Source organism: Vibrio sp. 10N.247.310.24 (assembly GCF_041467175.1).
Classification (GTDB): Bacteria; Pseudomonadota; Gammaproteobacteria; order Enterobacterales; family Vibrionaceae; genus Vibrio; species Vibrio tasmaniensis_A.
The window spans coordinates 1-7,579 of the sequence record NZ_JBFSUD010000130.1 but is presented as its reverse complement, the minus strand read 5'-3'; the positions used below and the strand labels follow the sequence as shown (position 1 = coordinate 7,579).

6 protein-coding genes and 1 pseudogene are annotated in these 7,579 nt (G+C 42.0%); all 7 read left to right on the top strand.

Going from position 1 to position 7,579, the window contains the following annotated elements; genetic code table 11:
- The first annotated feature begins 7 nt into the window (after window positions 1-7).
- The 7 genes and pseudogenes from AB6E08_RS22175 (at window position 8) to AB6E08_RS22145 (ending at window position 7,377) form a co-directional block, all read left to right on the top strand.
- Window positions 8-1,258: pseudogene (locus AB6E08_RS22175) on the top strand (MATE family Na+-driven efflux transporter).
- A 97-nt stretch (window positions 1,259-1,355) separates the two neighbouring features.
- On the top strand, window positions 1,356-1,754 hold the full coding sequence (locus AB6E08_RS22170) for an NUDIX hydrolase (protein ID WP_102502640.1): 399 nt from the start codon (window positions 1,356-1,358) through the stop codon (window positions 1,752-1,754).
- 47 nt (window positions 1,755-1,801) lie between these two features.
- Window positions 1,802-2,692 (top strand): hypothetical protein, encoded by an 891-nt coding sequence (locus AB6E08_RS22165; RefSeq protein ID WP_372067788.1) that lies wholly within the window; start codon window positions 1,802-1,804, stop codon window positions 2,690-2,692.
- Window positions 2,693-3,105: 413 nt separating this feature from the next.
- Window positions 3,106-4,524 (top strand): DASS family sodium-coupled anion symporter, encoded by a 1,419-nt coding sequence (locus tag AB6E08_RS22160; protein WP_017090757.1) that lies wholly within the window; start codon window positions 3,106-3,108, stop codon window positions 4,522-4,524.
- A 6-nt stretch (window positions 4,525-4,530) separates the two neighbouring features.
- Window positions 4,531-5,886: an ATP-binding protein gene (locus tag AB6E08_RS22155; protein ID WP_372067785.1), complete on the top strand. Its 1,356-nt coding sequence runs from the start codon at window positions 4,531-4,533 to the stop codon at window positions 5,884-5,886.
- Window positions 5,873-6,346: a response regulator gene (locus AB6E08_RS22150; RefSeq protein WP_017062404.1), complete on the top strand. Its 474-nt coding sequence runs from the start codon at window positions 5,873-5,875 to the stop codon at window positions 6,344-6,346. The genes AB6E08_RS22155 and AB6E08_RS22150 overlap by 14 nt, the downstream gene beginning before the upstream one ends.
- 530 nt (window positions 6,347-6,876) lie before the next feature.
- On the top strand, window positions 6,877-7,377 hold the full coding sequence (locus AB6E08_RS22145) for an opioid growth factor receptor-related protein (RefSeq protein ID WP_372067781.1): 501 nt from the start codon (window positions 6,877-6,879) through the stop codon (window positions 7,375-7,377).
- Window positions 7,378-7,579 lie beyond the last annotated feature (202 nt).

Genomic DNA, 7,579 nt, shown 5'->3' with positions numbered 1-7,579 from the left:
AGAGAAGCTGCTTAGTAAACAAGCGAATGATGACAACTACCTTGAAAAACGCCGGACATATAGTATCGCAGCGCAAGTAACTTGGCTAAATGTTGGTTATGAAGTACTCCATGAAGCGTTATTCATTCCGTTAGCATTTATCTTTGGTAAAGTCGTAAATGATGATAGAAAATTTCAAGAGAGAGTTAATCTAGGACTAAAAATTATAGTATTCAGTTATCTTTTAGTCACTGCTGTTGTCCTATGGCTTACACCAATCTTTGTTACTGCAATGCAACAACAAAAAGAACTGCTCACTACGACGATACAATATATCCGATTGGAATCATTTGCTATATTACTTTCTAGTGTTTACGCTTTTTTATCGTTAGTTTTAGTGTTGAAAAATCAGAAGGAGACTCTGTACAAGTTGTTAGTCGTACAAATGATACTAACGATTTTGTGTGATGCTCTATTTGTTAGCCAGTTACCAATTTCCTTTGAATTGGGCGTTCATGGTATCGCTTTTAGCAATATTATTGTCAATTTAATACTTGCCGCAGTCGCTATTACTTATCTTATAAGATTAGGTGTATCTCTTAAGTTTGGGAAAAGTTATCGAAATAAAAATATATGGCTAAAGGAGTGGGTAGTTATTGGGTGGAAGTCAGGCCTAGAGTCATTTGTTCGTAATGCCGCTTTTATTGTAATGATTTTGCAATTAGTGAACCAAGTACAATAAGCTGGAACGTTTTGGGTTGCGAATCAATTTATTTGGGGATGGTTGTTACTTCCTGTATTAGCTTTAGGTCAGTTAGTGAAGCAAGACGCTGCAACCAACAAAGGGTTATCGATTGAACGAATCAATGGTTACTTTTGGCTAACTGTGGGGGTCATTGTCGCTTGGGCTATCACAATACCGATGTGGGATGGCTTTATATCAAATGTAATGGGGGTTAAGAACTCAGGTCCAATTATCGATTTAGTATGGTTGTTAGTCGGATTTTATATTGTGTTTAGCTTCAACAATGTCATCGACAGTTACTTCTATGGTATTGGTCGAACAGACCTCATGCTCTATCAATCTTTGGTGGTTAATAGTGTGTTTTATGGCGGTGCTTTTGTGTGTTATCAAGTCGGCATATTTGTTCCTACCCTTCAAACTATCGGTTTGATGTTCGGCTTGGGTATAACTCTAGACGCAATGATTACATGGGCTTTATACCTAATGCTCAGGAGGCAGCAATCGCTAAGCCAGTGCGAGTCTCTTTTAAGTTAAGTAATAGTTAGTGCAAATACAACGGCACACCTAAAGTGGATTCCTTATTCTTGGTTAATTTTGTTTAAAGTGCTTTTTGAAGTACAAGGAATATCATATGAAAAACATAGCTATGGCCGTGGTTGTAAGAGAAGGGAAAGTCTTAATCCAAAAGCGTTTTAGACATCGCCAAGGTATGATATTTGAGTTCCCTGGAGGTTCAGTTGATCCCGGAGAGTCGGGGCGCGAAGCCGCAATCAGAGAGTTGTGGGAAGAAACGGGTCTTAAAGATTTACAACTGCTCGGAATTCATCAAGGTAAGAACGACTTCGGTGGTGAAATTCACTATGTAGTTTTGCGTGCGGATCAGAATGACGAACCTAAAGTGGTCGACGCAGAAAGACAGCAAACTTTCTATTGGCTAGAACCCTCAGCGATACCTCTTGGTGATTTTTATCGTGCAGATATCGAGTTTATGGAGAAGTATTTGAGTCGATTTGCCTCTCAAAGATGCTAGTCATATAAACAACCAAATCTATTCGGTCTTAGTTTCAAGGAGGAAACATGACAAGCGACCAACTATTGGAAAAGGCACTTTATAGCAGTGCCAGCATCCACCAACCTCATTCATTAAAAGCCTATTTGGCTGCGAATCACCTTCATAGCTATTTCTGCACAACCGACAATGTGTGGCTTAAAACGAGTGAGCTGATAGACCAAACTGAGATTGAAGTTTTAGACGAGTACTCTGCAACGCTACAAGCGCCGAAGTTTACGGATTTTCGTATTCAAAGGATATTGGATAATGGGGTATACCCAGCGGCGTATGCTGCTTTAATGCAGTGGCATGAGAATAAGGGCTTTCAAGATATCTTCTCGCATTACGTTTCACAGGCTTCTCAAACCAGCGAATACCTTTCCCACAATGTGACTATCTTATTGGCGCTGAACCGTGTTTACCGTGAATTAGAGCCGTCTCAAGTTCCAGCATTCCTCAACCGCTTCACTGAATTTGTTACATCGACTCGTTCTGTCGGCGACCGAAGCTCTGACAAAAGCGAAGTCGTAGAGCTCAATAGCGTATTACAAGCATGCTTAAAGCAGTTTGGTTTCTTTGGACATAACCTCATTACGCTTACGTGGATAATGCGTTGCAAGGAAGAGCTGTCGAAAGAGCAATATGACGCGATGCTTTTTAATCTTTATCGACAAGCCAATAGCCCATTGGAAGACCCTGACGATGAGATTGATCAAGCTATCTTAGCGCAGTGTCAAAGCTCAGATAATTCAGATGAGCTCTATGACAATGTCCACCGATTAGTTTTTGGGTATACGTCGAATCTACATCAGATAACCCTAGCGGATGCATTGTGCTTTCTTCACGAACGATTCCCTGTACATGCAGCAGAGCTAACATGTGTCGCAGAGTATCAGTGTCGCCTGTTAGAACAGTGAGTTTAGTTAGGACGTTGCATTTAACTTATGCAACGTTATCAGTTTAGTTAGCGCAGAAGTACGACTTACACGCTAATCAGATCTCGAATTGAAAAAAAGAGCTACTCGATAATGCAGCTATGCTCTTTAATTCTGAAAACCAGTCAGGTGTCAAATATAGCTCACATATTGCGGATCTCCCACGCAAAGGCGAACGTTTGCCTTTTGTTTCTCGGAATTTAATTGCAACAGTAAATGACACACAAACGTAGAGGTAGCGCACAGAAACGAAAACGGGGTTATCGCGATTACGTAATCATTGATCTAGCCGATAGTGAGTTAGTGATAAGAGGTCGATAATTCGTTGTCGGACTAAATTAGAACTTTAAATCTAATTTCTAAGTAGTTGTTATCTCAGGAAGAGTTTTTGTGCTATGCGCCCCTATATTAAATACATTATCCCTATTTTAATTCCTTTTATTATCCTCGTAATGCCGCTATCAGCGTTTCCATTTGAAGGCCTTACGATTATTCAACAACGCGTTATCGCGATCTTTTTATTAGCGGCATTGTGCTGGGTGTTCGAGCCTATCCCGATCTACGCGACGTCTGTTGTTATTATCGTTCTGCAATTGTTGATGTTGTCAGATAAAGGGCTGATCTTTTTAAGGTTTGAGCATGGGCAGGAACATTTTGGTGAGTTGTTAAAATACAGCGATATCATGGCGACATTCGCCAGCCCAATCATCATGCTGTTTTTAGGCGGTTTTTTCTTAGCGATGGCCGCCACTAAGTATCGATTAGACGTAAACTTAGCCCGTGTATTATTGAAGCCATTTGGACAAGACCCGAAGTTTGTGATGCTCGGCTTAATGTTGATCACTGGCATCTTTTCGATGTTTATGTCTAACACAGCAACAACGGCAATGATGCTCTCTATTTTAACGCCGGTATTGGCTGTGTTTGGTCCGAAAGACCCCGGTCGTATAGCGTTTGCGCTTTGTATCCCTGTTGCCGCTAACATCGGTGGCATTGGTACCCCGATCGGTACCCCGCCGAACGCTATCGCACTTAAATATTTAGTTGGCGATAACCTCATTACGTTCGGTGAATGGATGGCATTTGGTGTGCCGTTTGTCGTTATTATGATGGCGTTAGCGTGGTTTTTAATAGGCTTTATGTACAAAGCTGACCAAAAGAAAATCGAGCTAAGCATCAAAGGTAAATTCCTTAAAACGCCCAAAGCCATTGCGGTATACGTCACTTTTACGCTGACCATCATTCTTTGGTTAATGGGCTCAAGCCATGGCATGAACTCTTATACCGTCGCTCTGATTCCTGTCGCTGTGTTCTCACTCACAGGGATCATCAATAAAGAAGACCTGAAAAAGATTTCTTGGGACGTACTGTGGCTTGTATCAGGTGGTATTGCGCTTGGTTTAGCTCTCGATAAAACTGGCTTAGCAAGGCTCGTGGTACACAGCATTCCGTTTGATGCTTACTCACCATATGTGGTGTTGTTCGGAGCGGCGTTTTTGTGTTTGGTAATGGCAAACTTTATGTCTCATACCGCAACGGCTAACTTGTTAATGCCAATTATGGCTGCATTAGGTTCGTCTATGGCTTCACTCACGCCACTAGGCGGTGAGTTAACGTTAATTCTGGTTGTGACTTTTGCCGCTTCATTAGGTATGTCGCTGCCAATCAGTACGCCACCGAATGCGTTGGCTCATGCCACTGGTCATGTGCAAAGTAATCAAATGGCCAGAATCGGTATTATTTTGGGTGTGGTTGGTGTGCTACTGAGTTTTGTTATGGTGTGGGTGCTACATTCAATTGGTCACATAGGATAACGATACGTGTATCAACAAAAGCTAGAAGCACTTATCGATCGTTATTTTAATCAGACAGAGCGTCGGGTGACGTGCCGTGCCGGTAACACCATTATTGAACAATCAGCGTTAAACACTCGTTTGTATTATGTGTTTAGTGGAGAACTGGAAGGATTTTATTCCGAAGCGAATACACCGCAAGTGCGAGTGTTTAGCGCGGGTAGTGGGGCTTTTATAGGTGTTCATAGCTTCTTTTCAGGTAATTGGACAGCATCTTCAACGGTTGTTGCTAAAACCGATGTTGAGTTAGCGTGGATCGATAAAGACACGCCTGCTGAAGATGAACGTAACTTTGGCCCTCTTACCGCACAGTTCACACCTGTGATTGTCAATGAGTTGTCGCGTCGTCAACGCCGCGCAACACAAGAAGCGATAGCGAAACAAAAAGCACTAGAGAAGTTACATACTGCTGAGCAAATGACGACATTGGGTCAATTAGCTGCAGGGATTGCTCATGAACTTAACAACGCTATTGGTGTAGTAAATAGTAAATCTGGCCGACTTGAAACGGTCATCATGGATCTGCTTGAAGAAGTGCATCCAGAAGCCAGTCAATTTTTCGATTTTGGGTTAATGCATGGTCAGAAAACGACGTCGTCAGAAGCACGAACACGTGGGCGACAATTTGAAAGAAAATATGGTTTAGACAAAAACATTGCTCGCTCTCTTGCGAAGGCGATTCCAATTGACGCTTCATATGCAACAGACGTTATTTCAAAACATTGGCTGAAAAACCCAGAAGAAGCGATTCGTTTTTGGCAGATGGGCTGTGATTTACATGATTTACGTTTGGCATCTAGACACACCGTTGGCATCGTAAAATCGGTTAAACAACTTGGCAGAGTTGATATTGACACCGAAGAAGCGGTTGATATTAACGACTCCATTAACCATGCCTTATCGTTGTTACAAAGTGAGTTACGTCGAGTGTCTGTGCGATTGAGCCCTGCAGATTTGCCGACTTTTAAAGGCTCGAAAACAGAGCTCGTTCAGATTTGGGTCAACATTGTAAAGAATGCTTGTGATGCAATGTCGAATTCAGACGATGCTGCAATAGAAATTCAAACCAGATTAAGTAAGAAAAGAATATTAGTTACGATTACGAATAACGGCCCTGAGATAGACGAGGTGACTCGTAGAAAGGTATTTCAGCCCAACTTCACCACTAAAAAAGGTGGTTTATCGTTTGGGTTGGGCTTGGGTTTATCAATAGTTAAGCGGATTGTGGCGGGTTATGGCGGAAGTATCATTGTGAAAAGTGATGCTTCTAAAACTGTATTTAGAATCAAGTTACCAGTAGAGGGTGAACATGGAGAAGCTTAATTTAATCTGTGTCGATGACCAGAGAGAAGTACTGAGCGCAGTGGTACAAGATTTAGAGCCGCTGGCGAGTTGGCTGAATATTGAAGATTGTGAATCAGCACAAGAAGTGCTTGATCTCATTGATGAACTTGACGCAGAAGGCGAACACATTACCGTCATCGTGTCTGATCATGTGATGCCAGGTAAAACGGGTGTGGAGTTACTCACTGAAGTGTTCCATGACAGCCGCTTTCCGAATACAAAGAAAATCCTTCTTACGGGGCAGGCCACTCATACTGATACCATCAATGCGATTAATGCAGCAGGTATCGACCGTTACTTTGAAAAGCCTTGGCAAGCAAGCACATTAGTTGAGTGCATTCGTACTCTTGTCACTGAGTACATATTTGATCAAGGGCTTGATTACACGGACTATCAGAATGAGCTCGACCAGCAGGTTGTGTTGAGACGCTTACGCTAGTTATTTATGTTAGCGACTTACGCTAGTCACTTATATCAGTCGCTTGAAATTACATGCACCGAACGACCCTTTCTGAAGGATCTTGTCTGTGAAAGACGTAATCTTTCGGTGCATATTTTACCTATCTCTTTTAGTAATTCAGGTTTAGTACTCAGCTATTAACACACTGGTTGCTGGCTTAAGTCTAAAACTCATACGCTACGCCAACACCAACCATACTTGAAGTTAATGCATGGTCTTTATACACCACATTAGTGCCGTGCCTGCCTCCAAGTAACACCAACAGATGCATTGTATTTTCTTCACGAACTATTCCCTGAACATGCAGCAGAACTAAAATGTGTCGCAGAATATCAGTGTCGTTTGTTAGAAAAGTGAGTTGGAAGTATTAACAAGTATTCCTAACGTGCGGTATTTGGCGTTCGAAGTCAGATCGGTGCTTACAACGTAAAGGACTAGGTTTTTCAAGGTTTACTGCGTAATAATGCATTCGCCCACAAGTGGGGGGTTATAGTCAGTAGGATTTAAAAATGAGTGAGATTGCTCGCTTTATATCTGGTGAAGTGCCAGACAAATTTGGTCGTAATATTGAACAGTTGTTAGCTTACAATCACTTTTGGTTGGAGCACGACCATAAGTACATCCAAGTGTTTTTCCCAATCGATGAAGGGACTAAGTTTAATCAACATGCCCCGTTGGTTACTCAAGAAGACAGGGCGATTTTTGCTAATTCAGAAGACCTTCGCACTGCACATCTACAAGTGCTTGACCTGATGCTTGAGTTTTGGGGCATGCAGCGAGAGGGTATCGAAATATCTTCGTTGTTACCGCTTAGCCCCGCAAATCATGTATGGCTTAAAAACCATGATCATAACCAACTAAGGTTAACGCGAGCTATTCGTAGTTTATATTTGTTAGGCAATGAGGAAGTTGCGACCAACTTATGTGGCTTCTTGATCGCATCAGCGAACGAAACCGGTCCTGTCTCTGATAAAACGGTGCAATATTGGCGTAATGCGTTAAATGGTTAGAAGTCCGCAATAGCCAGTGGGATTATCGATTTTTAGCACGTGGCAGTAGCAATAGATTTGATGGTCGTTGGCATTTAACTAATGGCCCGTGTAAAGGCACTTGGTTTATAGAAAAAGCCAACGACATGTAGGGCTATAAACGCATTATTGATCCGCACCAGAAGTTTTGGACACTGAGTTAAGTGAGTACAATCACTAACGA

Excerpts from the sequence above, each read along its gene's own strand:
- AB6E08_RS22170 (WP_102502640.1), top strand. The coding sequence starts at position 1,356 with ATGAAAAACATAGCTATGGCCGTGGTTGTAAGAGAAGGGAAAGTCTTA.
- AB6E08_RS22165 (WP_372067788.1), top strand. The coding sequence starts at position 1,802 with ATGACAAGCGACCAACTATTGGAAAAGGCACTTTATAGCAGTGCCAGC.
- AB6E08_RS22160 (WP_017090757.1), top strand. The coding sequence starts at position 3,106 with ATGCGCCCCTATATTAAATACATTATCCCTATTTTAATTCCTTTTATT.
- AB6E08_RS22150 (WP_017062404.1), top strand. The coding sequence starts at position 5,873 with ATGGAGAAGCTTAATTTAATCTGTGTCGATGACCAGAGAGAAGTACTG.
- AB6E08_RS22145 (WP_372067781.1), top strand. The coding sequence starts at position 6,877 with ATGAGTGAGATTGCTCGCTTTATATCTGGTGAAGTGCCAGACAAATTT.